Genomic DNA, 17,744 nt, shown 5'->3' with positions numbered 1-17,744 from the left:
TACGAACGCAAACCCAGCCACTACCTCGCCTTCCTCGCCCTCGGCGCCGCCATCACCTGCTACAAGAAACTCACCAAATGAGACATGCTCTTAGCTGGGAATAATGTCCGTTTTCTCGTGTCGGTCGCCGACCGACGCAATCAGTGAAACGCAGTTCGCAGTTCTCCGCGAATGGGCCGCCTTCGCCATAAGGTACCGTCCTGACGCCCCGCCGACGGCGCGGGCTGCCGCGCCGCGAGGGGGAACAGGGATGGCCAGTGAAGACCTGCCAGCAGTGCTGGCAACTTCTCTTCCCGACAGCTTCGGCGCCAGGCTTCGCACGATTCGGCTCGCACGGGGGATATCGGTAAACGCTTTGGCGCGCCGCGTCCACTACAGCAAGGCACAGATCAGTGGAGTGGAAACTGGTGCGCGAGCACCGTCCGTTCAGCTTGCCCGGATGTGCGACGCCGAACTTAAGGCAGAGGGCGCGCTGTCCGCGTTGGTGCCGATGCGGGCATTGGCCGGCTCGCCAATACCAGCGGGAGCTTCCGGCGGCGAAGAGGTCTGGGCAATGACGATGCTGCCGGACGGAACCAGCTCCTTCGGCCTCGCCGACCGCCTCGACTCGCTGCCCGGCGCCACGATGTTCCAGATCGGCCCGATGGCCGCGGAAGCGGGACACGACGTCGAAAGGGCCGAGGAGCAGCTTCCATACCACCTCAAGATCCTCGACACGATGCGCGAGATGGGACAGACCTCGTCCCCGGCAGTCGTCCTGCCGCTCGTGGCCGCCGAAGCACATGTGCTGCGCGGGCTGGTGAGCGGGCCCGGAGCCAAGCCGGCCGCCGGTTTCACGACGCTGGCCGCGAGGGTGGCCGAGTACACCGGCTGGATGGCGCAGGAGGCAGGAGACGATCAGGCAGCGATCTGGTGGACTGAAAGAGCTGCGCGGATCGCCGCCGCTGCCGGGAACAACGACGCGATGAGCTACGCGCTCGTCAGGCGGGGGCTGATCGCGCTCTACCGGAAAGACGCCGCGGCCACGATCTCGCTCGCGCAGAAGGCACAGGCGAGGCCCGGCGTCCCGGACCGGATCCTCGGCCTCGCCGCTCAGCGCGAGGCACAAGGACACGCGCTGGCGGGAGAATACGACGCGTGCCTGCGCACCCTGGACCGGGCGCGCAGGCTCCTGCAAGGCGTCGTCGCACACGAACCGGCCAGTCTGATGATCGGCACCGCGCACCTGCCCGACCCGGTCAGCGTCGTCACCGGCTGGTGCCTGTACGACTTGGGCAGACCGCGAGCCGCGGCCGAGGTCCTCGACCGGGAGATCACCCGGATTCCGCCCCGCGCGGTACGAGCCCGGACCCGGTTCGGAGTGAGGCAGGCATTGGCTCACGCGGAGTCGGGAGAACTGGACCGGGCCTGCGACCTCACCCGCGTCGCGGTGAAGGACGCGGCACGGATCGATTCGGCGACTGTGCGTTCGGACCTCGCCTGTTTGGCCGCGACGCTGCGACGCTGGCACAAGCATCCCCAAGTCCGTTCCCTGGAACCCGAGTTGACCCTCGCTCTCCGGCGGCGCGCGCGGCAACCGGTCTAGCGGTCAGCCCGGCCGAAATACTCAAGGAGTTTGTGCTCGGCGCGCTTGCGCACCGCAGCGCCCTGACCCGGCGGATATCCGAGACCTGCGGCGACCGTGGACAGCGCGACTCCTTCGACCCGGGTTTGCGCGATCAGCTCCACCTCGGAGCGGGTCAGGAAATGGCGCTCAATCGCGTCGGCGAGAACCAGGTCCACATGGCCCGGGCACGGCACCAGCGACGTCGCCCGCACCGGCCGGTTGCCGTCGTAGCTGATCTCCAGCTTCGACGAACCCGCCATCGCCCGCGATCGCGCGATCCGTTTCAGGTGAACGGCCAGCCTCGGCATCCGGGGGTCGGCGATCTGCAGGGCCTCGAGAAATCCCGCCAGCAGATCTCCTTCCGCGTCGTCCCGGTCGATCCCCCGTTCGTCGGCGACCTTCCGCGCCAGGAAGCCGAGCGAAGGCACCACGAGGATCACCGCCGTGGCCCGCCAGGGCCACGGCTCGAGCTGTCCGCAGCGCACCACCTCGGACCACACTGCTTGTTTCGCCTCCGGGGAGATCTCCGCCGACTCCGCCAGATCGACGAGTTCCGCCGGCGAAAGAAGGCGCTTCGGCAGGTCGTCGGCGAGCGACCAGCCGTCGACCACGGCCGGCGACGCCGCGATCCTCTCGTACAACCGCCGCCGGATCTCCTGCAATGACCGCGCCCGGGGTGTCCTGTCCACGATTCGACCTCCTGTTCGGCAGACCGTTCTCGCCACGAGTTTCCCGCGCCGCCAGTGTTGCCAATAGGTGTTTCCCGTTTCCTGTTCCGGCCGAAGGAGTGCATCTCGGGAACCTTTCGTGGACCATGGGGCGGTCGGAACCCGGTCACGAAAGGACACGGATGGCCACGTTCGAAGGAACAGTTTTCGTGAACTACCGGAAAAGCGACCAGGGAGTCGCTGCCGCGCTGCTCGCCGAGCAGCTCAAGGTGAAACTGGGAGCGGCCGAGGTATTCCACGTTTCGCAGGAGGCGAAAGCCGGAAGCAAGTTCGCCCCGAAAATCGAAGCCGCTCTAGAGCAGTGCTCTGTCGTGATCGTGGTGATCGGGAAAGCCTGGCTGGGCAAGGACCGCCGGCTGCACGACCCCGAAGACTGGGTGCGCAAGGAGATCCGGATCGCGCTCGCCGCGGGGAAGACGATCGTCCCGCTCCTCGTCGACGGGGCTGTCCTGCCGAAACCGGAAAAGCTGCCCGCGGACATCCGAGGACTGCTGGACCATCAGTACCGGCTGCTCCAGACTCGCAGCATTCCGCAGGACATCGACCGAATCGTCGCCGATCTCGTCCACGAAGTGCCCGAAGTGGCCGCAATCCGGCTCCCCGGGACGCAGGAACTGTCCGCGTGGTGGGGCGAGTGGTGCCGCCGGACCGATCCGGTGCTGCCGCCCGGCGTGCTGCTCGCCGGGCGCGCGAAAGAGGTCGAAACGATTCGCGGTATCGTTCAGGGCGCGGCAGCGTGCACATCAGTTCAGGATCAATCCGAAGAACAGGCACTGGCTTTCCTCGCGGCTGTTTTCGGAGTCGGCTCGACTCGAGCGCTGGTGGTTTCCGATCCGGAAGCGTGGACCCGATGCGTTGCGATCGCGCGATCCTGTCTGCTGGTTCCTCGCTATCCCGACCCGGATGTCAGCGCAGCGCTCCGGCAGGGTCACCACGTCCTGCTTCCGACCGGCCCCGGCCGTATCCTGCCGACGGCCCCGGTAAGGCTGTCTCCCCTGCGACTCGACGAAGTCTGTTCGGCGTTGGAAGCGGCCGGCACGTCGCCGGAATACGCGCAGCTCTACGCCGCAGCGATCTGCCGCTCCGTTTCCGAGTTCCGGCACAGGTTCTGTGTGGACCGGCCGCCCGCGACGATCGCCGGCCCGGCCGCGGCGACCGACCGCGACGCACTGAGCGACGCGGTCAGCCGCGGGCCGCTCCGGCGTCTCGGGCTCGAATTGACGCACGCCGCGGCTGACGCGATGGCCGAAGAAGACCCGGCGGCAGCGGCCGACAACTATCGAGAAGCAGCCGATGGCCTGGTCGAAGCGGGTTTCGCAATCCATGCCCAGGACATCCGGTCGAGCCAGGCACGAGCACTCGTCCGGGCCGGCCGGATCGACGACGGCGCCGAAGTCCGGCTTGATCTGATGTGGACCACTTCGAACAGTGCCGGCGAGTCCGCCGAGCATCTGTCTTTCCTCGATGCGCGGGGCCCGACGCATGCCGAGGGATGCCGATTCGGTCGCGCCCTTGCCGTCGCACGGGCCGCCGAACAGGTCCTCACCGGGCAGACCAGTGTGCGGGGAGAACTGGCCGGCTCTTTCGACGCGCTCCGGGACGACGATCCGCATCTGCTGGACGCGGCGGTCTTCCTGGCTGAGCATGCCCTCGCGGACGGGGACAAAGGCGTGGTCGAAGCACGCCTCGGCCGCTTGAAGAAACTGGCTCTTTCGCTGGAGAGGTCCGGCTCTCGCGAGGAGCAACTGCTCGTCCGGCTGAGCATCTGCGTCGCCGAGGTCACCCATGAGTGGACGGAGCTGCACCACCGGGCGATGACCCAGTTCACTCCGCTCGACCGGATTTGGATCCTGGCACGGAAAGCCCGGTATCTGTCCTTCACGGACGACTTCGACGGCGCGGCCTGGTCCTATCGGAACGCGATCGCACTGGCGCTCGCCGAAGGCATGAACGACGAGGCGGCCGATTGGCTGTACAGTCTCCGGGCGCTCCGGGTGCGGCAAGGATCGTTTCTCGCCGCGGGAGATCCCCAGCACCCCTTCGCGCAACACCTGCGGAACGGGCCGCGGCTGCACCGCCTTCCCGGCAGCCCGACGGTGGAGGAGCGAGCGCTCCGGAGTCTCCGGGACAAAAGGGGCCAGGCGTCTGTGCGCTTGTTTTCCCAGTGGCGCTGGAAAGCCTACGTCCGGGCTGATCTGGCCGGGGAGAACGACGCGTCGCGCACTCTCGGCTCCGTGCTGGTGAGGAACCGCGAGCCGATGGCCGGTCTGACACAGCTCGTTCGGGCAGAATCCGGTCAGACCGCCGCGACCGCGGCCGCGTCGCTTCCCGATGCCCCGGTGCGCTGGCCGGCAGCCGCCCCGGAAAGCACAGCGGGGCAACTCGGCGCGGCTCTCGAAGTCGCTGCCGCAGCGGCCGACTTGCTCACCGACGACGATGCCGCCGCCTGGATTCCCGTCGCGCTCGACGCCGTCGAGGGCCGAGGTCCGCGCCCGACCTACTTCAGCAATCTGGCCACACGCGGCGTCCGGGCGCTCGCCGCGCTCGCCCCTTGCATGGACGAGTCTCAGGCCCGCAGGGCGTTAGCTGCCACGGCGCCCTGGATTCCGCGGGACCCGCGGACCGGCCGGGAGACGGACGCCGATCATGCGCGGCTCCTCGTCAGGATCGCCGGCGAACAGCCCGCTCTGGCCGAAGCGGCTGTCGACCAGCTGCTGGCAGGCATCCCGTTGAACGACCGCTTCGGCGACACGGCTTTGACCACGGGCCTGCCGTTCATCGAGAAGTACCGGGACCGCGCCATGACCGCGCTGACCGGCCCAGCCGAAGCCGGGAACCGTCATGCGTGTTCGGTGCTCGCCATGATCGGGGCCGCCACGGACCGAGTCCGCGAGCACGCGGCGGCAACCGCGCGAAAGGTGATCGCGCGTACAGCTCCGCAACCCGGCACGCTGTCCGTCTGGGGCTTCGACACCATGCTGGTCGCGACAGCCGATCTGCTGGAGGACGACCTCAGGATCGAACTCCTCTCGGCGCTGGTGCGCCAATCGCTCGATCGCTCGGATTCGGTGCTCAACCGGAGGAACGCGCTCACCGAACTCAGCAGCATCGCACCGGACCTGTCGCCGGTCGAGCGCAGACGGGCGTTCAAAGCCGTGCTTCCGCTGACCAGCGGCACGCGCTCGACCAGCGCCCATGACCAGCGGCTGGCCGGGTTGCGGCATCCGCTGAGCTTCTGCCGCGCCGACTTCGGGCCGGACACCACAGCCGACGCGGCCGTGCAGGCGTGCGCCGAGCTGGCCACGACCGACCAGAGCCGACGGACCGTCCGCAGCCGTGCGATCCAGTTGCTGAGCCGTCCGGGCGAAATCGACGTCACGACGATCGCGCGGGCCCTGTTCGCGCTGGACTCGTCGGCAGACGAGCTGCCTCCCGACCTCCTGGCGACGCATGCGCATCCGGACGTCCGCGCACTCGCCGCGGTCCTGTGGGCGCGGCATCCGGCCGTGCCTGAGACTGGCTTGTCGCTCGCGCGCGACCCGGCACGCATCGTGCGGGCCAGCCTGGCCGACACGCTCACCCTGCGGCCTGAACACTCGCCGGTGCGGCGGATCCTGGCCGACGATCCCCGGCGGAGCATCCGCGACGCCGTGGCACACCACGCACGAGCGGCAAGAAATACTCGCTGATCACGATTCCTCGCTCACTGGCATGGTCCGGCGTTGCTAATGTCGGCATCAGTCTCCCGGCCGGTGAGCCTTCCGCGGGCACCTCCCGCGGGAGGCTCATCGGCGTCAGGAATTCGCCGCGCAAACTCTGTTCCAGGAGAACACGCAGCTCGTCGTCCAGGTCTTTGGCCGAATGCGACGCCGTCCGGCTGCTCTCCCAGCAGCTTCAACCCGGGTCGACCCGAGTTTCGTCGCAGCTCGACAATCGCGAACGTCCGCGTCGGTGCCAGCCGGGTCCTCTAAAGCAGCGCCCCGAGCCGGTCCGCAAGTCCACTCGCGAGATAGTCGATAGCCATCCGGGCCCGATGCGGCACCGAATGCGCGGAGGGATAAACCGCGTAAACCGGAGCCTCCGGAGTAGGCACGTCGGCGAGGACTTGGACCAATTCGCCGCTCCGCAGCATCGGGGCGACATTCCACAGTGAACGCATCAACAGCCCGTGCCCGGCTAGGCACCACTGGGTCGCGATCTCGCCGTCATTGCTGATCATCGCACCCGGGACCTTGACCGCCGCTTCATCGCCGTCCGTGCCGAAGCGCCAGATCGCGTAGTCCGAGTCGTTTTCGCGGATCACAAGGCAATCGTGCCCTGGCAAGTCCTGAATGGACTGCGGCGGCGGACGGTCCCGCAGGTACTCGGGCGCGGCGCAGACCACCCGGCGGTTCGGGTGCAGCAACCGGGCGTGCAGGTTGGAATCCCGTTGCCGCCCGACGCGAATCGCGAAATCGAACGGAGTTCCCGCGATGTGCAGCGGCAGATGCGAAAGCTCCAGGTCGATCTCGACGCCGGGGTGCTGCCGCTGGAACTGTCCCAGCAGCGGTGCGATGTGCGCCCGGCCGAGCCCGATGGTCGAATGCACCGCGACCCGCCCGCGCACGCCGTGGCGGAGCCGGCCGACCTCGTCTTCCAGGTCGGTGATCTCGGGCAGCAGCCGAGCGGCGCCGGCGGCGTAGCGCTCCCCCTCGTCGGTGAGGTTCAGCCGGCGCGTACTGCGCGTGACCAGCTGCACGCCGAGCCGCCGCTCCAGCTGGGTCAGCCGCTTGCTGACCGCCGACGGCGAGACGCCCCAGCGGCGCGCGGCCTGCGTCAGCGTCTCCGAACGGGCGATCACGTCGAAGAACTGGAGATCGTCCAGTCCGGGCAGATCCATGCCGCTCCTTTCGCCTGACGCAACAGTGTCGTGCGAGTTCGGGGGTTTTTCCCAGATTTCGTGCTTCATACGATACGCACCACCCCCTGACCTCGACCCTCAAGGACTTCGACGATGACGACCACCCACCGGATCGCGGTGATCCCCGGCGACGGGATCGGCAAGGAAGTCGTGCCCGAGGGCGTGCGCGCGCTCGCCGCGGCGGCGAAAACCGGCGGCTTCGACCTCGACCTGGTCGAGTTCGATTTCGCGAGCGCCGACTACTACCTCGAACACGGCAAGATGCTGCCGGACGACTGGTTCGAGCAACTGCGCGAGTTCGACGCGCTGTTCTTCGGCGCCGTCGGCTGGCCGGACGCGGTGCCCGACCACGTGTCGCTCTGGGGCAGCCTGCTGCAATTCCGCCGCCGGTTCGACCAGTACGTCGCGCTGCGTCCGGTCCGGCTGCTGCCGGGCGTCGCCGGCCCGCTGGCCGGCCGCGTCCCGGGCGACGTCGATTTCCTGGTCGTCCGAGAGAACACCGAGGGCGAATACTCCAGCATCGGCGGCAAAATCTTCGAGGGCACCGACCGCGAAACAGTGGTGCAGGAAACGGTCATGACGCGCACCGGCGTCGACCGGATCCTGAAGTACGCGTTCGACCTCGCGCGTGCGCGGCCCCGGCAGCGGCTGACGTCGGCGACGAAGAGCAACGGGATCTCGATTTCCATGCCCTACTGGGACGAACGCGTCGAGCGCATGGCGGCGAGCTACCCGGACGTGGCGACGGACAAGTACCACATCGACATCCTCGCCGCGAATTTCGTGCTGCATCCCGACTGGTTCGACGTCGTTGTGGCCAGCAACCTCTTCGGCGACATCCTGTCCGACCTCGGCCCGGCCTGCACCGGCACGATCGGCGTCGCGCCCAGCGCCAACATCAACCCCGAGCGGACGTTCCCCAGCCTCTTCGAACCGGTCCACGGCTCCGCGCCGGACATCGCGGGCAAGGGCATCGCCAACCCGGTCGGACAGATCTGGTGCGCCTCGATGATGCTGGACCACCTCGGCGAACCCGCCGCGGGGGCTGCCGTCCTGCGCGCGATCGAGGACGTCCTCGGCCGCGCCGACGCCCCGCGCACCCCGGACCTAGGCGGAAACGCCACCACCGCAGACCTCGGCACCGCCATCGCCGACGCCATCCGCTGACCCTTTTTTTTGCTGGAGAACTCAATGACGAGCACATCCACGACAGACCGTCCGGACATCGAGCGAAGAACCTGGAATCCCTTCAAGGCCAAGGTCGGCGGCGTGCCGCTGCCCGTGCCGGTAATCCTCACTTCGCTCGTCGTCATCGCCGGTGCAGTGCACCGCATCCCGGAAGACATGATCGGCGGGCTGGCGGTGATCACCGGCTTCGGAATGCTGCTCGGCCCTCTCGGCAACCGACTGCCGGTCATCTCCAAGATCGGCGGCGGAGCGTTACTGTGCCTGATGATCCCGTCGGTGCTCGTCTACTTTGGAGTGTTCGACCAGAACATCCTCAACGCCACCACGGCCCTGATGAAGAAGGCGAATTTCCTCTACTTCGTGATCTCCGCCTTGGTCGTCGGCAGCATCCTGGGCATGCGCCGGACGACAATGCTCAAAGCACTCGTGAAGATCTTCCCTCCACTCGTGATCGGCACGATCGTCGCCGTCGGGGCTGGAATCGGCGTTGCCATGCTGTTCGGGTATTCCTTGCACCGGGCGTTCTTTTTCATCGTCGTGCCGATCATCGGCGGCGGCATCGGCGAAGGCGTCGTCCCACTGTCCGCGGGCTATTCCCATGCGCTAGGCGGCGAGCCCGCTTCCTTTGTCGCACAGCTGATCCCGGCCGCTGTGATCGGCAACATCGTCGCCATCATCACCGCTGGTTTGCTTCGCCGCTTGGGCAACCGCCGACCCCACCTCGACGGCGGCGGCGACCTGGTCAAACACAATGCCACCGGGTTCGAGGACGCACCCGTTGCCGTGGCGAATTACGGCACCGGAATCCTGGTCATCTGCACTATGTTCGTCACCGCGACCCTCTGCGCACCCGCGCTGCATTTGCCAGCGCCAGTCCTCACCATCGTTTTTTCCGTGCTGGCCAAGCTTTCCGGCGCGGTGCCGATCAGCGTCGAGCAAAGCGCCCGGGCCTGTTACGACCTGGTCGCCGGACATTTCATCTATCCGGTCATGGTCGGGCTCGGCATGCTCTACGTCCCGCTCGCGAGCGTCTTCGGCGTGCTCTCCGTCGGTTTCGTAGTCACCTGCGCGACGGTGGTCCTCGCGATGGCCGCTTCCGGTTTCCTTGTCGGCAAACTGCTGCGGATGTACCCGGTCGACGCCGCTTTGGTCACCGTGTGCCACAGCGGGCTCGGCGGCACCGGGGACGTCGCCATCCTGTCCGCCTCCGACCGGATGGTGCTCATGCCGTTCGCGCAGATCTCCACCCGCATCGGCGGCGTCGTGACCGTGATCAGCGCGGCGTCGCTCATCCAAGCTTTCCACTGACCTCTGAGGACGGCCATGAAGGTCCTGCTGGCTCCGGACAAGTTCAAAGGCAGCCTCAGCGCCGCCGAAGTCGCCGCCCATCTGGCCGACGGCCTGGCCGACCGCGGGATCGACAGCCGCACCCTCGCGCTGGCCGACGGCGGTGACGGCAGCGTCGCCGCCGCCCTGGCCAACGGCTTCCGCCCGGTGCCGGTAACCGTCTCCGGCGCGACCGGACAGCTCCGCCGGTCGACCATCGCTTTCGACGGCACCACCGCCGTCGTCGAGGTCGCCGACACCTGTGGTCTGCAAACCCTGTCCGCTGGGCTCGCTCCGCTTTCCGCCTCAAGCCGCGGTTTCGGCGAGGCGCTGCGACGCGCACTGCAGCTCAACCCGCGTCGCGTCGTACTCGCGCTAGGCGGCTCCGCCAGCACCGACGGTGGCACCGGCATGCTGGCCGCTCTCGGTGCCGTTTTCACCGATTGCCATGGCCGGAAGATGGAAACCCTTGACGGGCGAACACTTCCCGCCATCGCCGCGATCGACCTGCCGCGCCTGGAGGTCGAGATCGTCGTCGCCACCGACGTCCGGAATCCCTTGCTGGGCCCGGCCGGCGCGGCGACGGTGTATGGACCGCAGAAGGGCGCGACCCCGGCCGACGTCGAGTGCCTGGATGCTGGCCTGCGCCACTTCGCCCAGCTCGCCGACGCCAGTTCTTTGGCCGACATACCCGGTGCCGGAGCAGCTGGCGGCATCGGTTTCGCCGCCCTCCTGCTGGGCGGGCGAGTGGTGTCGGGGGCCGACTTTTTCCTTGACCTGCTGGACTTTCCGACCGCACTGCACAGCTGCGACCTCGTCGTCACCGGAGAAGGCCGGATCGACAGCCAGACCGCCGAGGGGAAGCTCGCGGCTGCGGTCGCCCGGCGAAGCAACGGCGTGCCGGTGATCGCAGTCGTCGGACACTCCGACCTGGAGCGGGAGGATGCGTCAGCGCTGGGTTTGTCCGCGGTGCACGCGCTGACCGACCACAGCGCGGCCGATCCTTCCGCGGATCCGCAGTTGTCGGGTGAGCTTCTTCGGCAGATCGCGCGCACTGTCGAGCTGCCGGGGAACAAAAACCGTTAGACAAGCGCCGCACGGCCTGGTGTGATCAATGCGAACGTCCCGGCTTACCGAGAGATTTTCCTTTGCCTGCAACGCATCCCGTGTTGGTCAAGCGCCTCCTGGCCGCTCAGCTGCCGGAGCTGGCGGCGCTCCCGCTGACGCGATTCGACCCGGCCGGATCGGACAACGTCCTCTACCGGCTCGGGGCCGGGCTGTCCGTGCGCCTGCCGCGCGGCGAGTGGGCGGCGGGGCAGCCGGAGAAGGAAGCTTGGTGGCTCCCCCGGCTCGCGCCGCACCTGCCGTTGGCGATTCCCGAGCCGATCGCGCTCGGATCGCCGGGCGAAGGCTATCCGTGGCACTGGTCCGTGTCGCGGTGGCTGCCGGGCTCTCCGCCGGAGATCGGCGGTCTCCCCAGCCCGGACGAGACCGCTGCAGAGCTCGCGCGTTTCGTCGCGGCTCTGCACCGGATCCCCGCCGACGCCGCGCTCGCTCCGGGGCGGCACAACGGGTTCATCGGCGCACCGCTCGCCCGCCGGGACGCCGATACTCGCGTCGCGATCGCCAAGACCGCCGACGTTTTCGACAGCTCCGCCCTCACCGCGGTCTGGGACGCCGCACTCGCCGCGCCGCCGTGGCCGCATCAGCCAGTGTGGGTGCACGGCGACCTCCACCCCGGCAACCTGCTGATGGCCGACGGACGAGTCAGCGCTGTTCTCGACTTCGGCGGACTCGGCGTCGGCGATCCGGCGTGCGACGCGCTGATCGCGTGGACGCTCCTCCCGCCCGAGGCACGAGAGATCTTCTGCGCCGAGTCCGGTCTCGACGAGGGCGCCTGGACCCGCGGGCGCGGATACGCGTTGAGCACCGGGCTCAACGCCTACACCGCTTACGCGGCAACGAATCCCCGGGTGGCCGCGAGCACGAGGCACCAGATCACCGAGACGCTGGCGGACTTCCGGCGAGGCTGAACGACGGATTCCGCACCGCAGCTCGCCGATAACCGACAAATCCGGCGTGCACCGCTGCTCCATTCGGATGATCGACAACTCGCTCGCCCGGCATCCGCCCCCGCTCGCACCTAGCCTCGACGGACCCGGCGGCCGCACACTGTCCCCGCGTCAGCGAGGCCCAGCTCCGCGGCTGTTTCCGACAACGTTGTCGGCCGGGGGCGCGACCGCGGGACGGCACGGCCGAACGAGAGGAAGATCGATCGATGGCTGATCGGATCACCGGGCAGGGCCAGGGAAGCCCGGACACTCCGGGCGAGGCGACCTCGGGCGAAGCGGCCGCAGGAACGACGACCCCTGGTGAGGCGGCGGGGAGGGCGGTGCCAACGGAGGCGGCCGAGCGCACAGCCATCCCAACCGAGCCGACCCCGTGCAACCCAACCCCGGCCGACACGACCGAGGGCAAGGCCGCCCCAGCCGCGAGCCAACCGGCTCCAGCCGAAGCAACCGCACGCGCAGCAACCCCGGCGGAAACGCCCTCCAGCGGAGCACCCTCAGCCAAGACAACCGCCCACACAGCAGCCCCGGGCGAAGCGACCGCAGGCACGACGTCCCCCGGCGAGGTCGCGGCGAGGAGGGCAGTGCCAACGGAGGCAGCCGAACGCACAGCTACCCCAACCGAGCCGACCCCACGCAACCCAACCCCGGCCGAGGACAAGGCCGCCCCAGCCGCGGCAACCGCGAGCCGAACGGCTCCAGCCGAAGCAACCGCCCACACAGCAATCCCAGGCGAAGCGGCCTCAGGCACGACGCCCCCCGGCGCGGCGGCTGCAGGCAAGGCAGTCCCAGCAGAGACAACCGAACGCACGGCCTCCCCAGGCAAAGCGCCTGCAGGCGACGCGGTCCCACCCGAACCCACCCCAGCCGACCCCACCCCACCCCAACCGACCCCCGGCCCCAAAAAACTCCGTTCCCGCCACATCACCATGATCGCTCTCGGCGGGATCATCGGGGCCAGTCTCTTCGTCGGCTCCGGAAACGTCGTGCGCGCCGTCGGACCGGCAGCCGTCCTCTCCTATCTCATCGGCGGGCTGCTCGTCTTCCTCGCGATGCGGATGCTCGGCGAGATGGCCGCGGCGCGGCCGGCGATCGGGTCGTTCATGGAGTACGCCCGGGTCGGGCTCGGCGAGTGGGCGGGGTATCTCGTCGGGTGGCTGTACTGGTATTACTGGATCGGCGTGATCGCGTTCGAAGCGGTCGTCGGCGGTTCGGTGCTCGGCGGGTGGTTCCCGGCGGTGCCGCAGTGGGTGTTCTCCGTCGTGCTGCTGCTCTTCTTCACCACCACGAACCTGGTGTCCGCGCGGTCGTTCGGCGAGGTCGAGTACTGGCTGGCGAGCATCAAGGTCGCCGCGATCATCGTGTTCCTCGCGGTCGGCACGCTGTTCGCGTTCGGCCTGTGGCCGAAGGCGAGCTTCTCGATCCCGAACCTCTGGCAGCACGGCGGGTTCGCGCCCAACGGCTGGTGGCCGATCCTCAGCGGCGTCGCGATCGTCATTTTCTCCTACTTCGGCACCGAGATCGCGGTGATGGCCGCGGCCGAGTCCGAGGATCCGGCCAAGGGCGTCCGGCAGGCGGTCAGCACGGTGATCTGGCGGATCCTGCTGTTCTTCGTCGGCGGGGTCCTGCTGATCGTCACCATCGTCCCCTGGAACGAGCTGCCGAATCCCAAGCAGGAAGGGCCGTTCGCGCACGCCTTCACGTTGTTCGGGCTTCCGGGCGCCGGCCTGGTGATGAACGCGGTCGTGCTCACCGCCGCGTGTTCGGTGCTCAACTCCGGGCTCTACTCGGCCGGCCGGATGTTCTCCGCGCTCGCCGAGAAGCGGCTCGCACCGCGGGTGGTGGCCAAGAAGAGCAAGTCCGGCGTGCCGGTCATCGCGGTGGTGGCTTGCACGATCGGCGGGTACATCGCGGTCTTCGTCAACTTCGTCGCGCCGGACTCCGGCATCTTCGACTTCATCATGAACTCCGCGGGCCTGGTCGCGCTGTTCGTGTACTCGTTCATCGCGTGCACCCAGATGCGGATGCGGCACAAGATGACCCCGGAGGAACGCGCCGGGCTGAAGCTCAAGATGTGGCTGCACCCCTGGCTCGGCATCCTGACCGTCCTCGGCGTCGTGGCGATCATCGTGGTGATGCTGCTGACCGACGATTCCGCCCGCACCCAGGTGTGGACGAGCATCGTGTCGCTGGCGGTGATCGCGGCGTTCTGGCCGCTGGTGCGGCGGGGATTGCGGAAGGGCGCCGCGAAGGAGAGCTGAGCGGACCCGCCTGATCGAGAACTTTACGGCGCGGTCAGAGGGCATTCCGGGAAACCGCGCTTTAAGCTGTCGCCGTGGCTGCTCCGCAGGTGATCGCCGGGCGTTACCGGCTCGAGGAACGCCTCGGAGCCGGTGGGATGGGTGTCGTCTGGCGGGCCAGCGACCTCGAACTGCGCCGGACGGTCGCGCTCAAACGGTCGCTCGACGGCGACGAACCGCAAATCCGCCGCGAAGCCCGGCTCGGCGCGGCCCTGCAGCATCCGAACATCGTCGCGGTGTACGACTCCGTTTCCGACGGCACCGACCGGTGGCTCGTCATGGAGTACCTCCCGGCGCGCAGCCTGGCCGAGATCGTGCACACCGACGGCGTCCTGACCCCCGAGAAAGCCACCGCGATCGGCGCGCAGATCGCGTCCGCGCTCGCCGCGATGCACGCACGGGGCATGGTGCATCGCGACCTCACCCCGGGCAACGTCCTGGTCGCCGACGACGGCACCGCCAAGCTCGCCGACCTCGGGATTTCCCGCGGCCACGAGGTCACGCTCACCGACAGCGCCCGCGTCGGCGGCACCGCCGGGTACCTCGCGCCGGAAGTCGCGAACGGCGAGGCGGCCGCCGCCGCGTCGGACGTCTTCTCGCTCGGTGCGACGCTGTTCGCCGCCGTCGAGGGCGGTTCTCCCTGGGGCAGCGGCGAAAACGGTCCGTTCGCGCAGCTGCGCCGAGCGGCGGAAGGGACGCCCGAGCCGCCGCGCAACGCTCGCGAACTCGGGCCCGCGCTGCAGGCGATGCTCAGCCGTCAGCCGGAAAGACGCCCGGCTGCCCTCGAAGTCGAGAGGTTCCTGCGCGGCGGCGCTCCGGTACCGCGAGCGAAGAAATCCAAGCGGCCCTTGCTGATCGGCGCCGCCCTGGGCGCGATCGTCCTTCTGGCCGCGGGATTCCTCGTCTTCGATCGCGACGACGCGCCGCCCGCGAACGCGACCGCGGCCCCGCCGTCGCCGGACCTCGTCGGCGACCCGCACACCGCCGATCCGTGCTCGCTGCTTTCGGTGAATTCCCTGGGCCAGTACGGAAAAGTCTTCCTCGAACCGAATCTCGGCACGTTCGCCCGCTGCGACCTGGACACGAGCCTGCCCGGCAGCGGCACGATCGTCACCAGCCTCGAACTGTCCGAACCGGAGCAGTACCCGCAGGTGCCGCCGGTCCGGGGGAAGCTCGGCGAGATCCGGCGGCCGAATCCCGACTCCGGGAAGTGCCGCCGCTCCTTCACCCTGCCGGAGCTGTCTGTCGTCACGGTGAGTTCGGTCCGCTCCGACGGCGCCGCCGCCCCTCAACTGTGCGCGATGTCGGACGCCGTCGTCGGCGACGCCTACGCGCGCGTCGCCCGCGGCCCGATCCCCCGCCGCGCCCGGCCGTTCCCGCCGGGTTCGCTGGCGCGAGTGGACGCCTGCACGCTGGTCGACGACGCCACGCTCCGCCGGACCGTCGGGCGGGACTACCCGGTCGACCGGCATTTCGCGAACTGGGCCTGTTCATGGGGCCCCGACGCGAAATCGGTCGACCTCTACTACGACCGGCAATGGCCGCTCGCCGAGGATCCGCCGGACGGCCAGACGCGCACGACCGTCGGCGGACGCCTCGCGTACGTCGATCCGCACGAGCGCGCTGGCGACACGTGCGACGTCACCGTCGTCTACCGCACGTACTCGCCGTCGCTCCCGCCGCTGGAAGGAACGCCACAGCAGCGCGACGAGGTCGTACTGGTCGAGATCACCGACGAAGCGAACAAAGGAAACCTGACCGCCATCTGCGACACGGCGAAATCAGTCGCGGGAGTCGTCGCGACCCGCCTGCCCTAGCCCACCGGGCAGTGCAGCGACCTCCGCCAGACGGGGAAATTGAAATAGGTGTCCGGGAACGTCTCCGGCTGGAACGTGTAGTGCCACCATTCCTCGGGCAGGTTCTTGAACCCGGCCCGCTGCAGCCCGTGGAGCAGGAGCATCCGGTTCTCCCGCTGTTTGCCCACGATCCGCGGGTCGAGGGTGTGCGCGAGCGTGTCGAAGCAGTCGAAGCCGGTGCCCATGTCGAGCGAGTTGTCCGGGAACCGCTCGGCTTTCGGGCCGTAGCAGGGCTTCAGCGGTTCGCCGGGGTGATACGGCCGCGTCGGGAACGCCGGGAGGCGGACGAGCGTCAGGTCGACCGTGCTTCCCCGGCTGTGACCGGATTTCGCCGCGATATAGCCGTCCGCGAAGAGCCGATCCTTCTCGACGCGCGGGTAGAACTCGGCTTTCATCCGCAGGTCGGACAGGTCTTCCGCCCAGCGTACGAAGTTGTCGACCGCACGCTGCGGACGGTAGCAGTCGTAGACCTTCAGCGTGTAGCCCTGACGCAAGAACGACCGCTGCGCTCGGTGCAGCGCGACGGCGGCGTCCCGGGTCAGGATGCACATCGGCTGCCGGTAGCCGTCGACCGGCGCGCCGGTGAAGTTGTGCGGCGTGAGGTACCGGATTTCCTGCACGATGGTCGGATCGACGTCGCGCAGGGCGACGAATTCGGGCGGTGCTTTCGGCTCCGGTGCGGCCGGCGCCGGCGGTGCGGCGGCGAGACAGGTCAGCAGGCTCATCGCGGCGACCGCCAGGCCGCGCGTCATCTTTCCGCGCATAGCCGGATTGCTTACCATAAGATCGCGCCGAAGTCCCCGGGCGCGGCGCTGCACCGCGCCCGGGGAAGGCAGGCTCAGTAGTCCCACACCGCCGGCACGAAACGGAACGCGTTGCCCGCGACCGCCACGTGGCAGACGGACGGGAACGGCAGGTGCGTCGCCACCAGCTGCTCGCCGCTGGCCGCCAGCTCCCGCAGAAGCCGGACGCGGACGCGCGCCGATTCCTCGGGATCGTGCTCGAAACCGTTGTACCAGTCCGGATTCTCGAACCCGGGCTGGAACACCGCGTCCCCGGCGAAGGTCAGCCGGTCTCCGCCGGACTCCAGCCGGACGATGCTGTGGCCGGGAGTGTGCCCGCCGGTCCGGCAGAGCCGCACGCCCGGAGCCACCTCGTGCTCGGTTTCGAAGGGCCGCAACTGGTCGCGGTACACGTCGAGGAACCGCGTGGCGGTCGTGCGCAGCACCTCCGGGATCGGCTCCGGCATGACAGTGCGGGAAAAGTCGGGCGCCTGCCAGAATTCCGCCTCCGCCGACGCGAGGTGGACCCGCAGATCCTCGCGCAGGCGGCCCCGCAGCCCCTCGACGAGCAGCCCGCCGATGTGGTCCATGTGCAGGTGGGTGAGCACGACGTCGGTCACCGACGACGGGTCGATCCCGCCCGCGACGAGCCGCGTCGCCAGCTGCCCGGCGCGCGGGAAGCCCGGGAATTCGGTGCCCAGCCCGGAATCGATCAGGATCGTCCGGCCGCCGCTGCGCACCACGGCGACGTTCAGCGGCCAGTCGATCATCTCCGGCGGCAGGAACATTTCGCGGAGCCAGGCCGACAGGTCGGCCCGGTCGGCGTTCGTGGCCAGCGTTTCGGCGGTGATCGGCAGCACGCCGTCGCTGATCACCAGCACGTCGATGTCGCCGACCTTCAGCGCGTACCGCGAAGGAACCGCCTCGTCGAGACGGGCGGAAGGGGCCAAGCTCATGGGTTCTCCTCGGGAGTAGCACAGCCAGATCGT

General features: G+C 68.8%; 12 protein-coding genes. 8 read left to right on the top strand and 4 right to left on the bottom strand.

Going from position 1 to position 17,744, the window contains the following annotated elements; genetic code table 11:
• Positions 1-250 precede the first annotated feature (250 nt).
• On the top strand, positions 251-1,585 hold the full coding sequence (locus ACZ7SW_RS44945) for a helix-turn-helix domain-containing protein (protein ID WP_470236498.1): 1,335 nt from the start codon (positions 251-253) through the stop codon (positions 1,583-1,585).
• On the opposite strand, the gene ACZ7SW_RS44940 is transcribed toward ACZ7SW_RS44945, so the two are convergent.
• Entirely contained in the window at positions 1,582-2,295 is a 714-nt protein-coding gene (locus ACZ7SW_RS44940) for a hypothetical protein (RefSeq protein WP_470236497.1), read from the bottom strand. The genes ACZ7SW_RS44945 and ACZ7SW_RS44940 overlap by 4 nt on opposite strands.
• On the opposite strand from ACZ7SW_RS44940, the gene ACZ7SW_RS44935 reads away from it, so the two are divergent.
• Positions 2,268-6,023: a TIR domain-containing protein gene (locus tag ACZ7SW_RS44935; protein ID WP_470236496.1), complete on the top strand. Its 3,756-nt coding sequence runs from the start codon at positions 2,268-2,270 to the stop codon at positions 6,021-6,023. The two genes, ACZ7SW_RS44940 and ACZ7SW_RS44935, sit on opposite strands and share 28 nt — an antisense overlap.
• A gap of 278 nt (positions 6,024-6,301) precedes the next feature.
• On the opposite strand, the gene ACZ7SW_RS44930 is transcribed toward ACZ7SW_RS44935, so the two are convergent.
• A complete protein-coding gene (locus ACZ7SW_RS44930; protein WP_470236495.1) occupies positions 6,302-7,213 on the bottom strand; it encodes a LysR family transcriptional regulator in 912 nt (303 codons plus the stop codon).
• A gap of 114 nt (positions 7,214-7,327) precedes the next feature.
• On the opposite strand from ACZ7SW_RS44930, the gene ACZ7SW_RS44925 reads away from it, so the two are divergent.
• From ACZ7SW_RS44925 to ACZ7SW_RS44900, 6 genes are all read left to right on the top strand, one after another.
• Positions 7,328-8,401, top strand: a complete 1,074-nt coding sequence (locus tag ACZ7SW_RS44925) for a tartrate dehydrogenase (RefSeq protein ID WP_470236494.1) — start codon at positions 7,328-7,330, stop codon at positions 8,399-8,401.
• Positions 8,402-8,425: 24 nt separating this feature from the next.
• Positions 8,426-9,730 carry a 2-hydroxycarboxylate transporter family protein gene (locus ACZ7SW_RS44920; protein WP_470236493.1) on the top strand — a complete coding sequence of 435 codons (1,305 nt, stop codon included), beginning with the start codon at positions 8,426-8,428 and terminating at the stop codon, positions 9,728-9,730.
• A gap of 15 nt (positions 9,731-9,745) precedes the next feature.
• Positions 9,746-10,834, top strand: a complete 1,089-nt coding sequence (locus ACZ7SW_RS44915) for a glycerate kinase (protein ID WP_470236492.1) — start codon at positions 9,746-9,748, stop codon at positions 10,832-10,834.
• Positions 10,835-10,914: 80 nt separating this feature from the next.
• Positions 10,915-11,781 carry an aminoglycoside phosphotransferase family protein gene (locus ACZ7SW_RS44910; protein WP_470236491.1) on the top strand — a complete coding sequence of 289 codons (867 nt, stop codon included), beginning with the start codon at positions 10,915-10,917 and terminating at the stop codon, positions 11,779-11,781.
• Positions 11,782-12,740: 959 nt separating this feature from the next.
• On the top strand, positions 12,741-14,078 hold the full coding sequence (locus tag ACZ7SW_RS44905) for an amino acid permease (protein WP_470236499.1): 1,338 nt from the start codon (positions 12,741-12,743) through the stop codon (positions 14,076-14,078).
• 74 nt (positions 14,079-14,152) lie between these two features.
• Positions 14,153-15,934 carry a serine/threonine-protein kinase gene (locus ACZ7SW_RS44900; protein ID WP_470236490.1) on the top strand — a complete coding sequence of 594 codons (1,782 nt, stop codon included), beginning with the start codon at positions 14,153-14,155 and terminating at the stop codon, positions 15,932-15,934.
• On the opposite strand, the gene ACZ7SW_RS44895 is transcribed toward ACZ7SW_RS44900, so the two are convergent.
• Positions 15,931-16,737 (bottom strand): M15 family metallopeptidase, encoded by an 807-nt coding sequence (locus tag ACZ7SW_RS44895; protein ID WP_470236489.1) that lies wholly within the window; start codon positions 16,735-16,737, stop codon positions 15,931-15,933. The genes ACZ7SW_RS44900 and ACZ7SW_RS44895 overlap by 4 nt on opposite strands.
• A 74-nt stretch (positions 16,738-16,811) precedes the next feature.
• Positions 16,812-17,711, bottom strand: coding sequence for an MBL fold metallo-hydrolase (locus ACZ7SW_RS44890; RefSeq protein WP_470236488.1), 900 nt, complete (start codon positions 17,709-17,711; stop codon positions 16,812-16,814).
• Positions 17,712-17,744: the final 33 nt, after the last annotated feature.

Source organism: Amycolatopsis sp. NPDC114484, assembly GCF_055633755.1.
This window is presented reverse-complemented; position numbering and strand designations above follow the sequence as displayed.

What these genes read in the sequence shown, in the direction of transcription:
- ACZ7SW_RS44945 (WP_470236498.1), top strand. Translation starts at nt 251, where the DNA reads ATGGCCAGTGAAGACCTGCCAGCAGTGCTGGCAACTTCTCTTCCCGAC.
- ACZ7SW_RS44935 (WP_470236496.1), top strand. Translation starts at nt 2,268, where the DNA reads ATGACCGCGCCCGGGGTGTCCTGTCCACGATTCGACCTCCTGTTCGGC.
- ACZ7SW_RS44930 (WP_470236495.1), bottom strand. Translation starts at nt 7,213, where the DNA reads ATGGATCTGCCCGGACTGGACGATCTCCAGTTCTTCGACGTGATCGCC.
- ACZ7SW_RS44925 (WP_470236494.1), top strand. Translation starts at nt 7,328, where the DNA reads ATGACGACCACCCACCGGATCGCGGTGATCCCCGGCGACGGGATCGGC.
- ACZ7SW_RS44920 (WP_470236493.1), top strand. Translation starts at nt 8,426, where the DNA reads ATGACGAGCACATCCACGACAGACCGTCCGGACATCGAGCGAAGAACC.
- ACZ7SW_RS44915 (WP_470236492.1), top strand. Translation starts at nt 9,746, where the DNA reads ATGAAGGTCCTGCTGGCTCCGGACAAGTTCAAAGGCAGCCTCAGCGCC.
- ACZ7SW_RS44895 (WP_470236489.1), bottom strand. Translation starts at nt 16,737, where the DNA reads ATGCGCGGAAAGATGACGCGCGGCCTGGCGGTCGCCGCGATGAGCCTG.
- ACZ7SW_RS44890 (WP_470236488.1), bottom strand. Translation starts at nt 17,711, where the DNA reads ATGAGCTTGGCCCCTTCCGCCCGTCTCGACGAGGCGGTTCCTTCGCGG.